A 17,863-nucleotide genomic window follows, 5' to 3' on the forward strand; every position below is an offset into this window, starting at 1 on the left:
GATAGAAATCCCAGTTTGGAGTAGTTCGGAATATCGACGACAACAGCACATGTTTAGCAAATCCACGCCGGTAAGCGATAATCAGAGATAATTGGTGGGTTACTTGGAAGAAATTCTATCGATCTACTCTAAGCCCGCATCTTGGAGAATCCGCTTCAGATATCCCTTGCGCTGAAAGTAGACATTGTGATCCTCATACGTCTCCACGTTTACTTCCCTTGACTCCCGTAATTTACTCTCCTCCGTGACAGAGATGACGTAAGAGTACATCTCAATATCAGGGTCGTCTAACTGGTCTTCGAGAACTTTGACTCGTTCGTTAAGTTTCACCTTGTTCGATTTCTCGATGTCCTCCGGTTCGAAGACCATCCCATGTGGGTCCAGGAAGAGAATCTTTTGCTGGGTACCAGACTTGATCCAGAGAATGAAGTCAGGGTATCCACCCTGTTCAAAGCCGATTCCTCGGCCTCGAGGGTTTCTTAGTAAATAGACATCTTGTCGCTTGAGGTGGCCCGCGCTAACGAGCGCGTCCAGCCGTTCAACGAGTCGACGTTCATCTTTATTGAGTGATTGGGCTGGCGCTTTCAACTGACCTTGGGAGTCTTCTGCCTCGATTTCTTCTTTGATGAAGAGGGGCTCATAGAGACTCCGGTCGAACTCAACGATATAATTGTCAGACAATGAGTCGTCCCGCGAGACGATCTCGTCAACAGCCTCGAGGAGATCTGGATCATCCGGTACCCGGAACGTCAGCTCGAAGTTTAGCTCTGGATCATCCGGCTGAAGCAGTTGGTACTCTCGGCGTTTGTCCTCCCAGTCAGACTTCTTGGCGTTGAACGCGTTGTCAACGTACGATCGAAGGATGATACGGACGATTTCTTCTGTCTCTGCTTTCGCCTCGATCGGATCAGTGACGGAAAAACGGGATTCCGGACATTTCAGCGTGAAATGGTCGTCCTGAATGATCGTTTTGAGACGAGGTAAGTCAAGCACAAGATTGGAGTAACCCTGTTGTTCTTTGTAGTCAATAAGGTCGATCAGGATTTGATCCCAATCGACCAGATCCAGTTCTAAGTCGTGACTCCGGACCGTGTACTTCTCATGAGCGAGTGCGTATGTATCTGAACTTCGAAGTGTCTGGACTTCAGAATACAGATCCATGGCTGGGGCGTGTTCTTCTGCGATCGGGAGTTTCAGGATAGTCGACGAGACGTACTCTACGCCCTCTTGTCTCCGGGGGACATTCAGCTCGTTGTTTACGAGATCCGTCTTGACATCTGTTTCGACTGTCCGTTCGACGAACCGAATTGGGATATCTTCCTTCTCGAGTTGTGTCTCGAATTCCTTAATGTAGTCCGCCTTAATGCCAAAGATGTTCAAACACTCTAGAACGTTAACGTGCTCTGGAAGGTCAGATTGAGAGACGTCTAAGTGGGAGGTTCGCTTGAGAGAGTTGTTCATCCCCCGAAGACGGATTCCACGGCCGAAGATCTGGATGATCTCGGAACCTTCGCTACGTCCAACACGCATTAGTCCCATGCTCGCTACACGATAACTGTCCCAACCCTCAGTGAATTTCTTCGCTCCAATAAGGACATTAATCTCCGAACTATCCGAGTTCAGTTCCGAGAAAAGAGCCCGCTTGAACTCTTGTTCTTCGGTCGTTATCTCGGTGTTTTCTTCGATTCGATTGATGAACTTCCGCGTTGAGCCGATACTGATGAGACCGAAGTAGTCCTCATTCCGACCAACTCGTAGGCCAATCTCGTCTTCGGCGTTCTTTAAGTGAACGACGCTCAATTCAGCGTCAGTAGAGGTATTGAATATTAAGCGGAGGATCTCATCATACATATCTGACGCAGACAGTGAGGACTCTTTGAGGTAGTCGAACTTGTCTTCGAAGAGGTTACGCCCCTCCTCATCCAAGAACTCCGTCCCGGACAACACGGCCTCGATCTCGTCGGTAACTGCATCACGTTCTTGGAGGAACCGATCAAGAAACCGGACGACCGTCTCGACGTCAGAGGCTTTATCTTTCTTCGTAATTGCACGACCGCTGACGGCGTTAACTGTTTGGCCGACGAAGATCCAGAGTGGGTCCTCGAGGTTTAACGGCTCTAACTCATCCTTGTTCTCCGTGTAGTACTTCTTTTGCTCGTAGAACGAGAGGAGGTTTGCAGTGAGGTATTTGTCGCGCCTGGATTGAGTTTCCTCGGCGAGGTTGAGGATGTCGTATTCCTTTCCGAAGCCGTCGATGTGGAAGTTCCGGAACGAATAATCGAAGATTATCGACTGGACGTATCGGTTTTGGAGTTGTTCGTTCTTGATGGAACTCAGTGCTTGTCCGAACGTGGCACTGTACTCGAAGGAGAACCCGTCATCACCGATTACTTGCTCGCGGTACTTGATCCACTGATCCCCTTGGGCACCTTTGTGCCCCTCGTCAACGAAGACGAGGTTATCTCCTTCAAACGTATCGACTGAGTACGTTTTCTCCCCGGTTTCGTCACTGATTTTGTGGATGTCCAGAACGCTGATCGTCGTCTCTGACGTCGGGTTCCGTTCCGGAATGAACCGTCGTGCGTTGATGCCGCTCTCTTCGAACTCCTCTAGGTGCTGGTCGGTCAAGCCCTCGTTCGGTGTGATCAGGAGGACGTTCTCTGGCTCTTGGTCGCTGTAATTCTGGAATTGCCAGAGATTCGCGTGCATGATGAGTGTTTTTCCGGAGCCAGTTGCCATCCAGTAGGCGAGTTTGCTGAGATTGTCCTCTTCCAGCGGGTAGAGGTCCTCAACATCGAGTTCGGTTCGTTTGTCTTCAATTAGGGCGCCGAGTTCCTTCTGCAGTTTCTCCTCGTAGTTGTAGTAGAGATCCAGATAAATCTCGGTGAACAGCAGTGAGAGGTACTGGAAATATTTGAGGCGGATGTCTTCCTCACGGGTTTCGGCTAACCGGTGTTCGTACTCAGCAATGTTTTGGTCGTACTGCTCGATGCGCTGCCAGAGCCATTCAGTTGGCTCTAGTTCGGTCGTGAGTTGTTCGACGAACCGGCTCCGATTATCGGCCTTGAATCCTTCCTCGGCCTCGTTGAGCGCGTCTCGGAATTTGTCGAAACTGTCTGCGCCGAACTTGCTATACAGATATTCGGTTAAGACAAGTTTTTGGCTGAAGTTATCCATTAGTCACCACATCCTGTTCTCGAATGCTTTCTCAATCGAACTTGTATTGGGGAGTGCACTATCACGGTTAATGTATACAACGTCTTCGTCAGAGAGGACCTCGTCCATGAGGAAGTCCCGTTCGCTGTCAAAGAACTGTTCGTCGTCGTCATCGTAGACCGGCCGCCAAATGACGGTCACGTCCCCCTCTTCGTTTTCTCCGCGCACGATCCTGTACTCGCGGTTGAGTCGCTCGTAACGGCGGATCCGGGAGACTTGCAGCCCGAGGAGGAGATTGAAAGTTTCAACCAGATCGATAGACCTGTCTTTCAGTTCGTCCTGCTTCCGGATCTTCATCTGGTATTCAAAGGGGGTACGCAACTTGGCAAGGTCAAGCAGTGAGGCCCCGTCAAGTCCGAAGTCGAGGAAGTATTTGAGATAGTTTCCGGTGAACTCGTCTACGCGGCTCTGTTGATCACTAGACTTGAGGTTGTCGAGTGTGTCTTCGTACTGTTCGAGGGAGAAGTATTTGAAGACGTGAGAGATGTTTTGTGAGTCGTCTGTCGACGGTCCGCCATCATCCCATTGGTCACTGTATACGGCCTTGATGATTCGCGGTTTCAATACTTCTTCGAAGTGCTCGCCCATTTCCACGACGATGTACTTTCGATCCGTGCCTTCCTCCTCGTTCAGGCGAATCGTTGCCTCAGCGGTCGTCCCGGACCCAGCAAAGAAATCCAGAACGTAATCGTCGGACTGGGTACCCAATTTGGCGAATCGTTTGACTAGATCAACCGGCTTTGGGTTGTTGAACAAGCCACGCTCACCGAACATATTCCGGAGGTAAGTCGTGGCATTGGTCGTCGTGTCGAGATCATCCCAGAGCGTGGTGGGCGTAGTACCTCGATCTTTGGCTTCACTTAGGAACCGCTTCCGCTTTGGACGACCAGTTCCAGTCTTCCCGAAGACAATACGGTCATCCTCTTTCAACTGCTGGAATGTCTCGTAGTCATTTTTCCAACTGTTGCCTTCCTTCGGGGTGAAGGTATCGCCAGTTTTTGGATTCGTGATTTCGTATCGCTGGTTCGGTCGTTCGCCACCTACTTCGAATGGATCCGCTTTCCATGGTCCACGTGGGTCGTCGTCATCGTTAGTGAAACCTTCCGTAATTGCGGGGAGGCGGAATTGGTCTTTATTGTTTTTGAACGTCTCCTTGTTCTTCGCGAAGAACAGGTTGTGAGTATGGGCGTTCGAGATTGGTGCCGGGTTCGTCACCGATTTCGTCGAGTTCCAGATGATGTCCGAGACGAAGTTTTCACGGCCAAACACTTCGTCAAGAGCTTTCTTTAAGTTTGAGATTTCGTCGTCGCTGATGGAGACGAATAGTTTGCCGTTCTCACTGAGGAGTTGGTTGGCGAGGGAAGTCCGGTCGTACATCATCGATAACCAACTGGAGCTCTGGAAGTTGTCCTTGTAAACGAACCCTTCGTCGTCACCGGTGTTATACGGTGGGTCGATGTACGATGCAGCGATGCTGTTACCGAACTTCGGTTTAAGGAGGTTCAGCGCCTGGAAGTTTTCGGATTGAATAGCCAGGCCATCAACCGTCTCATCTAATGGTTCGAGTTCTGCTAGAATCTCAAATACGAACTCAGTGTCGAAGTACTGCGTATCCAGCATCACCGACGGGTTGTTTTGGAGGAAAGTCTCGTTGATGACCCCGCTGCCAGTGAATCGCGATAATCCTTCGTCTTCGCTGTCGTCGATCGCGTACAGGTCCTTCCATGCCTCAATCTGCTCGCCGTTCTCGAGGATCCGTGAGTAGTACTCTCTAGGAATATGGTCTATGGTGATGCAGTATTCACTCTTTACAACGAATTTCTGTTTTTCGAAGAGGCGTTTCTGGTAGTCCTCAATTACAGCGACGAGCTCAATAATCGCCTTAGCGATATTCTCGACAGCGTTGATCCTCGCCCGAACGTCGAACGGGATTTCACCTTGTTCGTTGGTGATCTCCTTCCATGAGAAGATCTCGTTCTTCAGGTAGAACTCGAGTTCCTGTTTGAGGAATCCTTCTAGATCCTTGTGGATGAAGTAGTCGCTCTCGTTCTTCGTTCGGTAGTTCCGCAAGTGACGCTGAAGGACTGTACTATCGCTCTGGTCGACGTCAGAATTCTGGCGAAAGATTTCCTCGAGTTGGGTGCTCGCATGGGAGAGGATTCGTTCCTCAATTACGTTCTGGATGTCTCGTCCTTTTGTTCGAGAGCCTTCCGATAGGTCGTATCTGTTGTAGTCTTCGGCCGTTAGCGATCTGTATTCAAAGTGTACGGTGACGTCACGACCGTCTTGGGTGAGTGGGTTGGACTCTTGGAGGACGAAATATTTCCCGTCGTCCTTTCGATTGTTTTGTTTGACTTCGGCGTCGTGGACTTTAAAAGTGACAGTGTATGAGTCTTTGCGGAAGGTGTAATCCTTGAATTCCTCGCCTGTTTTGACGAAGTACTGCTGGCGGTTTGCCCAGTGGAGTTTTACCTCCTCACCGTTGTACGGAATCGCGTACTTCTCCTGATTGGCTGCACGACGCTGTGGGACGAAGTCTCCGTCTTTGTAGTAACGCTTGAAGAAGCGGTAGAGGTCCTGATAGATGGCGGCTTCAGTGCGTTCGGCGATCTCGGTCTGCTCAACTTCTCGTTTGGCCTCGTAGTAGACGTCTTTTCGTTCTTTGACGATTCCTTGAGCGTCATCTGGAATCGCCTCCTCGTCGATATTCCCATTGTCGTCGACCCAGTTCGGGAATTCGTCTTGGATATCGTCTTTGATTTCCTTAAATCTGCGTTCTGCTTCTTCGCTCTTGGTGGATTGGAACGCATCTAATTCGTTCTCGACACGTTCAAGGAGCCCTTCATCGAGAAACGCTTGGATTTCGTCGCGTTTCTCGTTCATGACCCGGTAGATTCCAAAGTCAAGGTCGGCGCTCTCGAACTGGAAAAGCTCCTCAAGAAGTGACTGGAATCGTTCGTAGTTCTCGGTCCGCTCGGGCTTGGTTTTCAGCCCGTTTTCTTCCAGAAACGTCAGCAGCGTTCGTCGCTTGGCGGGTGATTTAATGCCGCGAATTTCTCCTAATTCATCCCACGTGATGCCTTGGAGATCTTCGAGTTCCTTATAGCCCGCATCTTTGAAATTCTCTATCTTAGACGGACCGAATCCTCGAAGTTCTGCGATATCCGCAAGTTCAGCCATCATAACACCTCCTCGCCTAAGCGCTAATAATGATTTCCGTGTCCAGCCATGGGGGTATCACCATCTATATAAAGAACAGATGCCCGACTGAGTTCTTCCAGCGCATCCTATCAATCTTATCACTGGTACTTGAGTTGAGATAGTAATACTGGGATGAACCACAATTTATCAAATATTTCTTAGTCTGAGCCCATATTATGCAATAACTTCCTCGTGTCACCTTATGGTGTTTACTAGCGAAAGATATTTTTATCAATACTTATGAATGAAGGGTATGCCGGATGGGTCAAAGCCAATCAGTGACGTTGATGAGGAAGCTAAAAAATTAATTATTGAGTTGATGGGTGATGAGCCCTCTGGAGGATTCGACGTAGATTCTATATACTATATTAATGGCCGTGGGTGGGTGGTGATGGAATTTTTAAAATGTGATACTGTACGGCCGTTTAATAGCCATCCTAACCGATATTGGTACAAAAATAAACAGAAATTCTTGAGTTTATGGCGACTTGCGACTGACTTAGATGGTGAGTTAATTCTGGTCAATTATGAGAACTCACGGGAGCAGTTCAAAGTGATTGAGATTGAGGAACTGGATGAAGAACGTATCCAAGAGGACACACAACGGAAGATGAACAAAGAACAATTCCGTGAATACTTCGTCGATCTAAACCGGTCGGCACGTGGAGTGTCTGATAATTGAACTCTAGTGGATCGCTAGACGGTGCCGACTCGATCCGTCAAAGCTAGGGGAACCGCTTCGCGGCCGTCTCGAATCGCCCAAAGAGGGTCACGAGGACGCTCGCGAGTTCGGCGTTGCGATTGACGTTCGCTCGGAACCTGACTAATTTAGTTACAACGAAACCCGCCGGCGCGTCCTTTCTCGGACTCCGACCAACTCTCGAGGTCGTCGCAATGACTTACACTCTCGTCGAGACGTCCGAGGACGCTGCCTGTGTCCTGCCCCGCTACCTCTCATCGGAGGACGCCCGACGCAACGTCAGTACCAACGAGTTCCGGACAACGTTCACGAACCTCGAGGCCTGCCTGTGTTGAAAATTCTCATCCAATCACCCGTGGCAGGAGCTATTCGTCGATACTACTCGCGTTTCAGTTACGATTTCACGGTTCGTGTTCAGCCATCTCACACAACGTTTAATAATACAGGTCCACTCGATTCGAGTATGCACGCTGTGAACTTCCGCGATTCCCGACTCGCTGGCCGGACGACGTTCGACTCCGTAGCCGCGATTTTCTTTGGGAATTGCCCACTCACAGCGCGAGGTCTTCGGTTCAGGCGGAAATGCTCCTCGTCGACGTCGATGTCGGCGCCGACGCCAACGCCGATGGACTGGCTTCCGCTCCGGAAGTTGCTGCGGGACCGTTCACCCCGTCACCCTCACCCCCATCCCCAGGCCTCGGGTCACGGCCATCGTTCGTAATCGATGAGCACGTCACAACACCCCGTTGCCCTCCGCCTCGAGCGGTTAGTCGGCGGTGACGCCAGACTCCTCGCCCTGGTGATGGCCCTGCCGCTCGTCGACGGCATCTTCGTCGCTCTGATCCTGGCCGGCGCCCTCGAGACGCCGACGAGCGCCGTCCAGGTCGGCCTCCTCATCTTCGGTGGCAGCGCGACCCTCGCCGTCATCCTCGCGGAGATGCAGGGGACCGTCCGCGAGCAGGTTCGCGTCGTACTGATCGTCGGCATCCCGTTGATCGTGCTCGCGGCTATTCAGGCCGCGCTCGCGCCTGCGATCGAGAGCGTGATCGAGACGGCGACCTTCGAGCGATTCGCCGCGCTGGTCATCCTGGCAATTGCCGCCAAGACCGCGAGCGCCACCGTCGGCGAGTACCTGCCGAGTCCCGGCGTCATCATCGGACTGGGGCTTGTCGCCAGCCTCGAGCCCACGGGTGCGGAGTTCGCGCTCATGGACGATCCGCAGCTTGTCGCCAACGCGACGCTGGCTGCCGTGATCGGCGTGGCGTTCGCCCTCTCCGTGGCCGTCAGCGGGCCGTACCTGCGCGAGTACATGGACCTCAACCGGTTCCGGTTCGGGAGCGCCGTTGCCCTCGGTCTGTTGCCGCTCTCGATCATGGGGATGGCCTTCGGGCAGGCCCCGCTGGCTGCGCTCGTCGTCGCCGCGTTGTTCGCGCTGGATCCGGACACGGATGACGAAGCGTCCGACCCGTCGACCAGCTCCGGAACGCGAGCCGATGGCGGCGTCAGTTCGGAATCGTCGGCGGAAGCGACCGACTCCGATCGTGAGGACGCGGACGTGACCGTCGACGACTCGAACGGCGAGGCCGATCCGTACCCGGGCGACGACACGACGTCGACCGCTGGACGCGCCCCCTGGCTCTAGGCCCGAGGCGGAGTTTCGACTACCGCCGAGCGCTCGAGTCGCTGGTTCGGCCGCCCGCAGACTCTCACCTGAATCGTAACTGCTTTAGGTTGGATCACCCAACGATTGCTCGAGGGGTCGTGGCCAAGCCAGGCATGGCGACTGACTCCAGAGGTCCCGCGCCCGGGACGACACTCCAGACTGATATACTGATCGGGCACCTGATCAGTGTCCGTGTGATGACCCTCTGGAGTTCCGAGGCGCACCGGAGATATCAGTCGATCGGGGGTTCAAATCCCTCCGACCCCATCTGAAATAAAAGGCACGGAGAGCCTTCTCTCGCCTTCTCGACATACTTCTGAGCGGAGGTGGTCTGCGTGAGTTCCACGCCCTGGACGCCGGTCGATCGGTCGACCTGTGACCACTGTGGCGCCCACGTTAGCGAGCAATTCCGGCGGGCCTACGGCGACTCGTCGGACCGTGCCCACCGCTGGGGCGAGTTCGATTCGTTCCGTCGCCTGAGTCGCGGGACCGGCGCTGGCGTCGACGTCGCGATTCCCGATCCCGAGATAGCGCCCGGTCACCATGGAGGTGAGACTGCGTGAGCACCCGGAAGGGCCTCGAGCGCTTCGGGGTCGTCACGCCGACGATCGTCCGCGAACCCGCTCGAGACGCACAGAAAATTCCGATCTGTGCGGAGTGCGGCCATCCGGTCGCGAACTCGAAAGGGTCGCAGTCCATCGAGAAACCGACGCTCGTCGACGACGACCTGGACGGCGTCGACCGGCTGATCACGTTCGGGCGGTCGTGCGAGCGCCATACCTACGAAGTCGTGATGCCGGCCCACGCCCACGGCCCATCGGCGTCCGGCATGATCGACGGCTGGATCGGCCTCGAGGTCGAGTTCGTCGACGGCCACGTTCGCCACGTTCCGACGCCGGAACAGGAGGTATCCGATGTCGAGTGAATAAGCCCGCCTAGTCGATTTCGGGCCGGATCTCTCGCCGTTAACGGAGGCCGAACGCGAAGCTTACGTCGCCTGTCGCGAGAACGGTGTTGGCGTTCGCGAGTTCGCTCGCCGGACCGATCGGCGGCCAGGGACGGTCGGGAACCTGCTCGCTCGAGCAGAGGATCGCCTCGAGGAGGGATCGGCATGAGCGAAAACGATCGCTGCTTGGGCGTTACTGATCAGTCAGCTTCGCCAGTTGGGTCCGCCTCGTCGTACTCGGGACTCAAAGCTAACTCTATTTTTTTGAACTCTTGCTCCTCACACGAGCATCCGTTCCGACCGATTGGGAGGATCGTTCCATCCAGTAGCTCGTGCGCAGCGTATATCGATCTACAGGTAACACAGAGTGCCAGTATCCGGTTCTTCCCTTTATTTGATTTACTCATATCGTTACACTCTCGGTCCCTGATACAGAGGTGAGTTCAGTCTCTAATAATACCGCAAGCCGGCAATTCCAAGGTTATATTACTTCCTGATATTGATCGACCATTCTCAATAACTGAGAACTCTACGCGAAACGAAGGGGGAGATCAGCGGTGAGCCGACTCGTCGAGAGCAACGAGTGCAAGCGCTGTGAAGAATCCATCAGCGGTCTCCGCCGCCTTTGTCCCGAGTGTACTCGAGAGGTTCGCCGCGCTCGAGGTGGGCCGCTGTGAGCGTCGATAACCCGGTCGAACCGGAGGATTTCAGCAACGTCACCGGTACCAGCCGAGAGACGTTTCCCGAACCGCGAGCGCACGGTGCCGGCATATGAGTCACTTCGCCGACTTCGATCCACGGAATCGACGAGAGCCGGCTGGTGAACGTGGGACGCTCTACGCACGAGCGTTGAGCTACTGGCGCGAGCACGTCGAGAACCCGAAAACGAGCCTTGTGTCGCCGTCGACGATAGAGACGTCCCCAGCTAAAGAATCTACTTCCACCGTGGTGAGGAGGAGATAACTCTGGTGTCTGCTTGAGCCAGAAATTCGTCTCATTCTTCCGGTTCTTCCACTATCTTTGCGATAGTGAGCAGGGCGTCGAACTCTTCGGGTGACCCCTGGACCTGGATGAGCCCCTGTTCCCGGTCGTACTGGATGAAATCCACTTCAGCAGATTTTGGAAGGTGGACGTGTTTCAGGTCGAGAGCGATTTCTTCGAATCTATCAAGACTCCCATCTGCCTCTGGAGGGTCGTCTTCCCACGTCTCTATTTTTTCTACCACTTCAGAAACGGCTACTGGGCCATCCTTTTCGTAGAGACAATATAAAGCATATCGTCGTCTTTGATCTTCCAACAGTTCAAAGATTTCGTCCAACGTAACCATATGCAATATTTGCCGTGTTAGCATTTAACGCTCTCCACCACCACTCTCTCACGTTATTCTCGTACAATGACATTCGATCGACCCACCCGCGTCGAATCAACTATTCGCCAGACGTGGAACGGGCAAAAAACGAGAGGGTGACTATTCGTCACTGACGACGATCTCGTCTCCCTCGATCTGGACGTCGTAACCGTCGACAGCAAAGGCGATCGAAACGTGATCAGAAGCGGAGACGAGTTTATCGAGAGCGTCCGGATCGACTTGATCGTACAACGTCGTATCGAGAGCGTCCGAAACGTCGGTTATTTCGACGTCTTCAGCGTGCGCAACGGCGTCGATTACGGCGATGCTCGGCCTCGTCACCGACCAGTCGTACTCCTCCCGTACCGAACCGTCATCCGCATTGTGACCCCCCATGCATCTACTTGCGACTTCAGCGGGAAATATTTGCCGTCAAACGACAGAAAACGGTACTATCAGCCATGTAATACACAATTTCTCTACGAGACTATTGTTACGGCTGGTCTCTTCTTTGCGCCTTCGCTACGCTCCCGACGAGTAGGTTCCACACCAGTGCTCGACGGGCATCTCGCGCACCTGGTATCTTCTTCCGTCACATTCGAAGTACTGTCCTGGCAACGGTCTCGACGTCCTCGGACGAGACATCGAGAACGTGGTGCGACCAGAACCCACGACGGCGCTCAACGAATAGGCGAGTTTCTACTGGGTACTGGTGGCAACCTCGAGGAGCGATGCACCAGACGCAGAACATAAACGCACCTGAATCGAGGCTCGAGTCGTCTGTCGATCGACGGCACCAGTATTGACAGCACAGAGAGTACTGCGCCCGTTACTTCACGAGCGACACGAGCACGAGCACCAGTCCGCTCGAGACGATCGCCGACTGGATGAGTCCGGCCGAGAGGATCGAGAAGCCGAACGTGTGATAGATGAGCCCCTCACAGATTGCCCCACCGGCGATGAAGACGAATCCTGCCGAGACGTAGAGCATCGGCTGACTCTGGTTCCGACGGTAGCCGTGGTAGGCGAGCAACGCGACTGCCAGCCCCAGGATGAACGTGATCAGTTTCGCGGCGACGAGCGACGGCCCGATCATTGTGATACTCGCATATCGTCCCAGAGTTCCGTGAAGTTGTCCGCCAACGTATCGCAGGTATCGACGGTGAGCGTAAACTCGCCATCCGAGAGGTCGACGTGGAGTTCCTCGAGGACGGTTTCGAACTCGCGTCTGTGCGTTCCGTCCGAATCGATCGACGTTCGCTCGTCGAGAAGTCCGTGGTCCTGTAGTGTAGAGACTCGACGGTACACCGTCGCGAGCGAGGCGTCACAGGCGTCACTGAGCGCTTTTGCGGTCATTGGCCCGTCGTCAGCCGCGACGAGGATTCGACGGGCGTAGTCGTCCGCCAGGACCTGAAACATATCCGACGAATCTGCCATTGCCTCCTGGTTCACGGCCAATCGGTCACCCAACGTCGGCAAATAAGCTGCGATTTTCCAGTCCAGCAAAAGACCACGGGTGTTTTGTGTATCTCTCGATTCGGTACGAGTATCGAAACCAGTCGCCACCATGACGGATTATCTACTCGCATTTAAACCCGCGATCGGACTGTACGGCCAGCACGATCCCAGTGCGGTCCTCTTCGAGGACGGGGTCCCCGTATTCGGCGTCGAGGAAGAACGCTACACGCGAGAGAAACACGCGACGGAAACGTTCCCCTCCAGTGCCATCGAGGCGTGTCTCGAGTACCGAGAGCTGGACATAACGGACCTCGACCGGATCGTCTTGCCCTACGACCCCACGCTTCGCGGGAAGATCACCGCTCACTACGTGACCGACGCGATCCGCGCACCCGGATTCGGCCGGACCATTTCTGCACTCGAGGAGGCGCTCGTCACGCAGGTCCGGAGTCGGTTCTTGCCGACGCGACAGATCGAGCGTCGACTCGAGGCCTTCGGTACCCCCTTGCCGCCGGTCGAGACGATCGCTCACCACCGCTGCCACGCGGCGAGCGCATTCCATCCCTCGGGGTTCGACGAGGGGGTCGTTCTCACGATCGACGCGAAAGGTGAGTACGACTCGACGGTCGTCTGGCACGCCACCGAGGATGGCCTCCGGCGGGCTCGGACGTACGAACACCCCAACAGCCTCGGACTGTTCTACGCCATCATCACGGAGTACCTCGGCTACCGTATGTTCAACGGCGAGGGTAAGGTTATGGGACTGGCACCATACGGCGAGGACAACACCGAAATCGAACACACCCTCCGTACGCTGATCGAAACGGGCGTCGACTACGACGTGACCAGCTTGACGAAACGCTGGGGGACCGGTCACGGCGTGGAAGCGCTCGAGGAGGCGTTCGACCGCCCCCGAAGCGAGACGTCCGGCGAGTTCGACCAGTGGGAGAAAGACCTCGCCCACACGGCCCAGAAGTTGCTCGAAGAGACGGTTATCGACATCGTCGAAGCGGCCGTCGACCGCCTCGGGACGGGAAAAGTCGCCATGGCCGGCGGCGTCGCGCTCAATTGCAAACTGAACCAGCGCGTTCGCGAGTTGCCCGCCGTCGAGGAGACGTTCGTCCAGCCAGTCGCTCACGATGCCGGCCTCGCGCTGGGGGCCGGCTGGGCGCGACAACGGCCGATCAACGTCGACCGGCAGACGCACGTCTACCTCGGCCCCGAGTACGAAACCGAGCAGATCCGGTCGACCCTCGAGACGAACAAACTCACTTATTCGGAACCCGACGACCTCGAGCGCTACGTCGCCGAACGAATCGCCGATGGCGACCTGGTCGGCTGGTTCCAGGGTCGCATGGAACTCGGGCCGCGGGCCCTTGGCGCTAGAAGCATCCTCGCCGATCCGCAAACGGCAGCCTCCCGCGACCGAGTCAATCGGTTCGTCAAACACCGCGAGGAGTGGCGTCCCTTCGCGCCATCGATGCTCGAGTCGGCCGCCGATGAGTACCTGGTCAACGGGGAACCGGCCCCGTTCATGATCGACGCGTTCGACGTCAACCCGGAGACGGTCGAGGATCTCGAGGCCGTCTTACACCCCGCCGACGATTCGACGCGCCCGCAAACGGTGCGCGAAGACCAGCATCCACGGTACCATCGGCTCATCTCAGAGTTCGCCGACATCACGGGCGTTCCCGTCGTCCTCAATACGTCGTTCAACGACCACGGCGAACCGATCGTCAGAACCCCGACGCACGCGATCAAGGACTTCTACGGAATGGGACTGGACGTGCTCGTCCTCGAAGATCTCGTCGTGGAGAAAGAGTCGGCGTAGAACGCGAGTCGCCGATTACCGCTCCCATGTCGGCAATCGAACGACTGAGAGCCAGAACGTCTCGAGCGACTGGATCGTTTCGATGAACTCGGTGGGGTCGACCGGTTTGGTGACGTAGGCGTTCGCGTGGCGTTCGTACGATTTGCGCATGTCCTCGCGACTCTCCGAACTGGTGAGTACGATTACCGGAATCGTCATGAGGTCGGGATCTGATTTGAGTTCCTCGAGTACTTCCACGCCGTGTTTTCGGGGCAAATTGAGGTCGAGCACGACGAGATCCGGGTGCGGCGCGTCCTCGTACGCACCGCGGCGGTGACAGAACTCGAGCGCCTCGATTCCGTCTTTCGTGACGTGCAGCGTACTCTCGCTGTCGCCGGTCGCGAACGCCTCGGTGACGAGCCGAACGTCACCCGGGTTGTCCTCGACGAGGAGAATGTGGGCCGAGGGTTCGCCTTCTTTCATCATCTATAGTCGGTAGATGGGGTAAATGAGTATATCGGCCCAGCAGTAGATCGGGCTCGAGATGGCCTTGCGGACGCTTCGTCCGCGTTGGTCACGTGAATTACAGAGCAGTAGTCACGGCTACCGTCGTAGGTAGATGCCCGTCTATCGTCGACCAGCGAGAGAATCCCGCCGTTTACCGGGCGGGAATGTTACGTCACGTGTGACAACGGCGAGACGCGCCGGAGTCGGTTATGCTTCGTCACGGCGTTCCACAGAAGTCGTCTGCTTCGTCACGCCCGCTCGACGAAAAATGCTCCGTCTGGGATTTGAACCCAGGTCATCGGCTCGAAAGGCCGAAATGATTGGCCGGACTACACCAACGGAGCGGGTCGCATCCAATCGTTTCCCGGGGCTAGTAAAAAGCGTTCCGTTCCGTGGCGAGGGTGATAGCCCGTGACGAACGGCTCGAGTCCTCCGCTAGCGCGTCGAATCATCTGCTGGCGCCTCGAGTCCCACTTCCGACGGGAGCCTTCGCCACCTTCTCAACGCTTTTCGTCCAGGCGCGCGAGCACGCACGTACAGCATGAAATTCGTCAGATTCCGCGACCCGGCCGGAGCGATTCGACGCGGCCGACTCGAGAACGGCTACGTCCAGTTCGGGTCCGACAGCTACGACCTCGAGAGCGACGAAATCGACGTCCTCCCGCCGTGTGACCCCTCGAAAGTCGTCTGCATCGGGCGCAACTACGCGGATCACGCCGCGGAGATGGACTCCGACGTCCCCGATCGCCCGTTGCTCTTTCTCAAACCGCCGAACACGCTGGCGGCACACGGCGATACCGTCACCGTCCCCGGCGGGAAGGAGCGAATCGACTACGAGGCAGAACTCGGCGTCGTCATCGGCGAGCAGTGTCGCCACGTCCCAGTAGAGGACGCGATGGACGTCGTCGAGGGGTTCACCTGCGTGAACGACCTCTCGAACCGCGACGACCAGCGCCAGGAGAAAAACTGGGTCCGCGGGAAAGCGTTCGACGGCGCCGCGCCCATCGGCCCCGTGCTCGCGACGCCCGACGAAGTGTCCGCGGACGCGTTCGTTCGCTCGCGTGTCAACGGCGAACTGAAACAGGACGGCTCGCGCTCCCAACTCATCTTCTCGATTCCAGAACTCATCGCGGAGATCACGACCTATCTCACACTCGAGGCCGGCGACGTGATCGCGACCGGCACCCCCGAAGGCGTCGGGCCGCTCGAGGACGGCGATACCGTCGAAATCGAGGTCGAGGGCGTGGGGACGCTCGCACACGAGGTTCGCATCCCTGACGCGCCTCGCTGACGCTGCGCACTATACTATATCTTTTGTAGTGTAAGCCTACGAGTCGGCACCGACGATTTCGATTCCGGAGCGTGCGCCGACCGACATTTATCGTCTCCGAGAACGAATCGAAACGTATGCGACGAGCCACGGCCCCGAACTCGAGCCCGTTCGCTCCGAGTCGAGACGCGAATTCACGTGCGACGACGGAGGCGTACTAATGGCGATTACGTTCGACGGCCCCATCCTCGTTCCGGCGGCCGACCCCGACGATGCCGAGCGAACGGCGAGGGCACTCGCGCCGCGTATCGGCCCGGAAAATACCGTCCTGGTCGTCCACGTCGTCGAGAAGGCAGGCGGTGCGCCCGACAAGGCGCCGCTCGAGGCTCGCCGGGAGTTCGCCGACGACGTCTTTTCGCGAGCGCGCGGCCCGCTCGAGGAAACGGGTGCCAACGTCGAGACGGAGGTCCTGTACGGGACGGACGTGGTCGACGCCATCTTCGAGGCCGCCGACGACGGCGGGGCCGACGGGGTCGCGTTCGTCCCGCGGAAGGGGAACCGGCTGGTCGAGATGGTGAGCGGCGATACGAGCCGACGGCTGATCAGAGAGGCGACGCTCCCGGTGCTGGTGTTGCCGGTCGAGGAGTGAGTTGGCTCGCAGTCGGCCCGCAGTCGGCGTCGAAACCTAGAGGTACCCGTTCTCGAGCAACAGTTCGCCGTTCAGCACGCTCGCGCCCGCCGCCCCACGAATCGTGTTGTGAGCGAGGCAGTTGTACTGCAGGCCGAAGGTCGACTCCTGGAGTCCGCCCACCGAGATTGCCATTCCATCCCCCAGGGTACGGTCGAGGCGAGGCTGGGGTCGCTCGAGGTCCTCGAAGACGTGGATCAGCGGTTCCGGCGAGGAAGGGAGGTCGAGCGAGGGGTACGCCTCGAGTGCCTCGGCGGCGGCTTCCGGCGTGAGGTCGTCGCCGGCCTCGACCCAGACGTTCTCCAGGTGGCCGTCCAGCGTCGGAATGCGGTTACACGAGGCGCTGACGTCGACGCCGTGGAGGTCGAGTTCCGCGCCGTCGAACGTACCCAGGAGCTTCTTCGACTCGGTCTCGAGTTTCTCCTCCTCGCTCCCGATGTGAGGGATGGCGTTGTCGATGATCTCCATCGAGGTGACGCCGTCGTAGCCGGCCCCCGACACCGCCTGCAGGGTGGCGACGTGGACGCGCTCGAGGTCGAACTCGGCCAGCGCGGCGAGCGTCGGGACGAAGGTGATCGTCGAGCAGTTCGGGTTCTTGACGAGGGCGCCGTCCCAGCCACGCTCGTCGCGCTGGACCTCGAGCAGGTCGAGGTGCTCGGCGTTGACCTCGGGGATGATCAGGGGGACGTCGTCGGCCATTCGTGCGTTCGAGGAGTTCGAGGAGACGACGTAGCCCGCCTCGCAGAAGCCGGGTTCGACGGCGGCGCCGACGCTCGAGGGGAGCGAGGAGAAGAGGAGGTCGACGTCGTCGGGAACGGCGTCAGGGTCGGTTTCGGTGACGGTCGTGTCGGCGACGGCGTCCGGAATCGGCGTGTCGACGCGCCACTTCGCGGCCTCGCTGTAGGGTTTGCCCGCGCTCGAGTCGCTGGCGGTGAGTGCTGCGATTTCGAAGTCGGGGTGGGGCTCGAGGAGCTGGATGAGTCGTTGTCCGACGGCGCCGGTTGCGCCGAGGATGCCTGCTCGTACGGTCATTGTCGGCCCTGGGAACCGGGCGCG

At 56.8% G+C, this 17,863-nt stretch carries 16 protein-coding genes, 2 tRNA genes and 1 pseudogene; 10 read left to right on the forward strand and 9 right to left on the reverse strand.

Annotation, left to right across the window (positions count from 1 at the left end; all coding sequences use genetic code 11):
* Positions 1-123 precede the first annotated feature (123 nt).
* Both ACFQO4_RS16665 and ACFQO4_RS16670 read right to left on the reverse strand, forming a co-directional pair.
* Positions 124-3,177 carry a DEAD/DEAH box helicase family protein gene (locus ACFQO4_RS16665; RefSeq protein WP_500261992.1) on the reverse strand — a complete coding sequence of 1,018 codons (3,054 nt, stop codon included), beginning with the start codon at positions 3,175-3,177 and terminating at the stop codon, positions 124-126.
* A 3-nt stretch (positions 3,178-3,180) separates the two neighbouring features.
* Positions 3,181-6,396 (reverse strand): site-specific DNA-methyltransferase, encoded by a 3,216-nt coding sequence (locus tag ACFQO4_RS16670; RefSeq protein ID WP_500261993.1) that lies wholly within the window; start codon positions 6,394-6,396, stop codon positions 3,181-3,183.
* A gap of 274 nt (positions 6,397-6,670) precedes the next feature.
* Here ACFQO4_RS16670 and ACFQO4_RS16675 point away from each other — a divergent pair, with 274 nt between their 5' ends.
* The 7 genes and pseudogenes from ACFQO4_RS16675 to ACFQO4_RS16705 all read left to right on the forward strand — a co-directional run.
* Positions 6,671-7,099: a hypothetical protein gene (locus ACFQO4_RS16675; RefSeq protein WP_500261994.1), complete on the forward strand. Its 429-nt coding sequence runs from the start codon at positions 6,671-6,673 to the stop codon at positions 7,097-7,099.
* Positions 7,100-7,311: 212 nt separating this feature from the next.
* Positions 7,312-7,452, forward strand: a complete 141-nt coding sequence (locus tag ACFQO4_RS16680) for a hypothetical protein (RefSeq protein WP_500261995.1) — start codon at positions 7,312-7,314, stop codon at positions 7,450-7,452.
* Positions 7,453-7,841: 389 nt separating this feature from the next.
* Positions 7,842-8,759, forward strand: coding sequence for a DUF5794 domain-containing protein (locus ACFQO4_RS16685; RefSeq protein WP_500261996.1), 918 nt, complete (start codon positions 7,842-7,844; stop codon positions 8,757-8,759).
* Positions 8,760-8,872: 113 nt separating this feature from the next.
* A tRNA-Trp gene (locus tag ACFQO4_RS16690) sits at positions 8,873-9,047 on the forward strand.
* A gap of 59 nt (positions 9,048-9,106) precedes the next feature.
* The gene (locus ACFQO4_RS16695; protein ID WP_500261997.1) at positions 9,107-9,343 is read left to right on the forward strand and encodes a DUF7563 family protein; all 237 of its coding nucleotides are present in this window, start codon (positions 9,107-9,109) and stop codon (positions 9,341-9,343) included.
* Positions 9,340-9,705: a hypothetical protein gene (locus ACFQO4_RS16700; protein ID WP_500261998.1), complete on the forward strand. Its 366-nt coding sequence runs from the start codon at positions 9,340-9,342 to the stop codon at positions 9,703-9,705. Before ACFQO4_RS16695 ends, ACFQO4_RS16700 begins: the two co-directional genes overlap by 4 nt.
* A gap of 4 nt (positions 9,706-9,709) precedes the next feature.
* A pseudogene (locus tag ACFQO4_RS16705) lies at positions 9,710-9,895 on the forward strand (sigma factor-like helix-turn-helix DNA-binding protein); the annotation flags it as partial.
* Between the two features lie 825 nt (positions 9,896-10,720).
* Here the strand turns inward: ACFQO4_RS16705 and ACFQO4_RS16710 are convergent.
* The 4 genes from ACFQO4_RS16710 to ACFQO4_RS16725 form a co-directional block, all read right to left on the reverse strand.
* Positions 10,721-11,053 carry a DUF7344 domain-containing protein gene (locus tag ACFQO4_RS16710; RefSeq protein WP_254156867.1) on the reverse strand — a complete coding sequence of 111 codons (333 nt, stop codon included), beginning with the start codon at positions 11,051-11,053 and terminating at the stop codon, positions 10,721-10,723.
* A 141-nt stretch (positions 11,054-11,194) separates the two neighbouring features.
* Positions 11,195-11,470, reverse strand: a complete 276-nt coding sequence (locus ACFQO4_RS16715; RefSeq protein WP_500261999.1) for a HalOD1 output domain-containing protein — start codon at positions 11,468-11,470, stop codon at positions 11,195-11,197.
* Positions 11,471-11,903: 433 nt separating this feature from the next.
* Positions 11,904-12,170 (reverse strand): DUF7521 family protein, encoded by a 267-nt coding sequence (locus ACFQO4_RS16720; RefSeq protein ID WP_500262000.1) that lies wholly within the window; start codon positions 12,168-12,170, stop codon positions 11,904-11,906.
* The gene (locus ACFQO4_RS16725) at positions 12,167-12,511 is read right to left on the reverse strand and encodes a helix-turn-helix domain-containing protein (RefSeq protein ID WP_500262067.1); all 345 of its coding nucleotides are present in this window, start codon (positions 12,509-12,511) and stop codon (positions 12,167-12,169) included. The genes ACFQO4_RS16720 and ACFQO4_RS16725 overlap by 4 nt, the downstream gene beginning before the upstream one ends.
* A 130-nt stretch (positions 12,512-12,641) precedes the next feature.
* Here ACFQO4_RS16725 and ACFQO4_RS16730 point away from each other — a divergent pair, with 130 nt between their 5' ends.
* Entirely contained in the window at positions 12,642-14,363 is a 1,722-nt protein-coding gene (locus ACFQO4_RS16730; RefSeq protein ID WP_500262001.1) for a carbamoyltransferase family protein, read from the forward strand.
* A gap of 15 nt (positions 14,364-14,378) precedes the next feature.
* Here the strand turns inward: ACFQO4_RS16730 and ACFQO4_RS16735 are convergent, their stop codons facing one another.
* Together ACFQO4_RS16735 and ACFQO4_RS16740 are read right to left on the reverse strand one after the other, a co-directional pair.
* Positions 14,379-14,828 (reverse strand): response regulator, encoded by a 450-nt coding sequence (locus ACFQO4_RS16735; RefSeq protein ID WP_500262002.1) that lies wholly within the window; start codon positions 14,826-14,828, stop codon positions 14,379-14,381.
* Positions 14,829-15,118: 290 nt separating this feature from the next.
* A tRNA-Glu gene (locus tag ACFQO4_RS16740) sits at positions 15,119-15,193 on the reverse strand.
* Positions 15,194-15,390: 197 nt separating this feature from the next.
* Between ACFQO4_RS16740 and ACFQO4_RS16745 the strand changes: the two genes are divergently transcribed.
* Positions 15,391-16,140 (forward strand): fumarylacetoacetate hydrolase family protein, encoded by a 750-nt coding sequence (locus tag ACFQO4_RS16745; RefSeq protein WP_500262003.1) that lies wholly within the window; start codon positions 15,391-15,393, stop codon positions 16,138-16,140.
* A 199-nt stretch (positions 16,141-16,339) separates the two neighbouring features.
* A complete protein-coding gene (locus tag ACFQO4_RS16750) occupies positions 16,340-16,768 on the forward strand; it encodes a universal stress protein (RefSeq protein ID WP_500262004.1) in 429 nt (142 codons plus the stop codon).
* Positions 16,769-16,804: 36 nt separating this feature from the next.
* On the opposite strand, the gene asd is transcribed toward ACFQO4_RS16750, so the two are convergent.
* On the reverse strand, positions 16,805-17,839 hold the full coding sequence (gene asd, locus ACFQO4_RS16755) for an aspartate-semialdehyde dehydrogenase (RefSeq protein ID WP_500262005.1): 1,035 nt from the start codon (positions 17,837-17,839) through the stop codon (positions 16,805-16,807).
* Between the last annotated feature and the right edge of the window lie 24 nt (positions 17,840-17,863).

This window comes from Saliphagus sp. GCM10025334, from assembly GCF_042663485.1.
GTDB lineage: Archaea > Halobacteriota > Halobacteria > Halobacteriales > Natrialbaceae > Natronosalvus.

Bases quoted from the DNA above. Each gene is read 5' to 3' on its own strand.
- ACFQO4_RS16665 (WP_500261992.1), bottom strand. From the start codon at position 3,177: ATGGATAACTTCAGCCAAAAACTTGTCTTAACCGAATATCTGTATAGC.
- ACFQO4_RS16670 (WP_500261993.1), bottom strand. From the start codon at position 6,396: ATGGCTGAACTTGCGGATATCGCAGAACTTCGAGGATTCGGTCCGTCT.
- ACFQO4_RS16675 (WP_500261994.1), top strand. From the start codon at position 6,671: ATGCCGGATGGGTCAAAGCCAATCAGTGACGTTGATGAGGAAGCTAAA.
- ACFQO4_RS16680 (WP_500261995.1), top strand. From the start codon at position 7,312: ATGACTTACACTCTCGTCGAGACGTCCGAGGACGCTGCCTGTGTCCTG.
- ACFQO4_RS16685 (WP_500261996.1), top strand. From the start codon at position 7,842: ATGAGCACGTCACAACACCCCGTTGCCCTCCGCCTCGAGCGGTTAGTC.
- ACFQO4_RS16710 (WP_254156867.1), bottom strand. From the start codon at position 11,053: ATGGTTACGTTGGACGAAATCTTTGAACTGTTGGAAGATCAAAGACGA.
- ACFQO4_RS16715 (WP_500261999.1), bottom strand. From the start codon at position 11,470: ATGGGGGGTCACAATGCGGATGACGGTTCGGTACGGGAGGAGTACGAC.
- ACFQO4_RS16720 (WP_500262000.1), bottom strand. From the start codon at position 12,170: ATGATCGGGCCGTCGCTCGTCGCCGCGAAACTGATCACGTTCATCCTG.
- ACFQO4_RS16725 (WP_500262067.1), bottom strand. From the start codon at position 12,511: ATGGCAGATTCGTCGGATATGTTTCAGGTCCTGGCGGACGACTACGCC.
- ACFQO4_RS16730 (WP_500262001.1), top strand. From the start codon at position 12,642: ATGACGGATTATCTACTCGCATTTAAACCCGCGATCGGACTGTACGGC.
- ACFQO4_RS16735 (WP_500262002.1), bottom strand. From the start codon at position 14,828: ATGATGAAAGAAGGCGAACCCTCGGCCCACATTCTCCTCGTCGAGGAC.
- ACFQO4_RS16745 (WP_500262003.1), top strand. From the start codon at position 15,391: ATGAAATTCGTCAGATTCCGCGACCCGGCCGGAGCGATTCGACGCGGC.
- ACFQO4_RS16750 (WP_500262004.1), top strand. From the start codon at position 16,340: ATGGCGATTACGTTCGACGGCCCCATCCTCGTTCCGGCGGCCGACCCC.
- asd (WP_500262005.1), bottom strand. From the start codon at position 17,839: ATGACCGTACGAGCAGGCATCCTCGGCGCAACCGGCGCCGTCGGACAA.